We start from the raw sequence: 611 nt of genomic DNA, 5'->3' as shown, positions 1-611 counted from the left end.
CCGCGGGCCGTGCGCTCCGATGAGATCGAGAAACGCGACCGTGGGGTGAGCAATCTGCTGAATACGAAGCGCATCCAACTGGTCGGTCCCCCAACCCTGAAGTCCATGCTGCAGACCATCCATCGTCTCGGCGACCATGGCCTCGCGCTGTCGCGCGGACGCCGATGCTGCAAGAGCTACTAGAAACAACGTTCCGGCGTCCTTCTCGATCTCGAGACGGCCCAGAGGAAGACGCGCAGCACAGTGGTGCCACAGCGCGACCGGGTCGTCGGCGAGCTGGGCCCCGATCCTCGTCGGCTCCAGGATGCCCCGCTCTACATGGACCAACCCTAGACATCCCAGGTCCGTAACTTGTCAAGCTGCGGCGGGTTGTTGCGCGGTGCGGTGTGCCCAAGCGGTGTGTTCGTCGTAGTTGACGTGGTGGCGTAGGCAGCCGTGCAGCAGCCCCACGAGTCGGTTGCCGAGTGCGCGTAGCGCTTGGTGGTGAAGGTCGCCGGCGGCGCGGTGTTGGTCGTAGAACACGCGAGCTCCTGGACTGTGGGTGAGGGCGCAAAAAGCCCATTGGTCGATCGCGTCGTAGAGCCGCCGGTTACGGACGTGACGGGCCAGGA

1 protein-coding gene and 1 pseudogene are annotated in these 611 nt (G+C 64.8%); one reads left to right on the top strand and one right to left on the bottom strand.

The annotated features are described in order from the left end of the window. On the top strand, positions 1-183 hold a 183-nt coding region (locus HM984_RS18100), incomplete at its 5' end, for a hypothetical protein (RefSeq protein ID WP_218845080.1). 171 nt (positions 184-354) lie between these two features. On the opposite strand, the pseudogene HM984_RS18095 reads toward HM984_RS18100, so the two are convergent. After that, positions 355-611: pseudogene (locus tag HM984_RS18095) on the bottom strand (IS110 family transposase); the annotation flags it as partial.

Origin of the sequence: Winogradskyella pacifica, assembly GCF_013403915.1 — a bacterium.
GTDB lineage: Bacteria > Bacteroidota > Bacteroidia > Flavobacteriales > Flavobacteriaceae > Winogradskyella > Winogradskyella pacifica.
The sequence above is the reverse complement of the archived record's forward strand: the minus strand, read 5'-3'. Positions and strand labels throughout refer to the sequence as shown.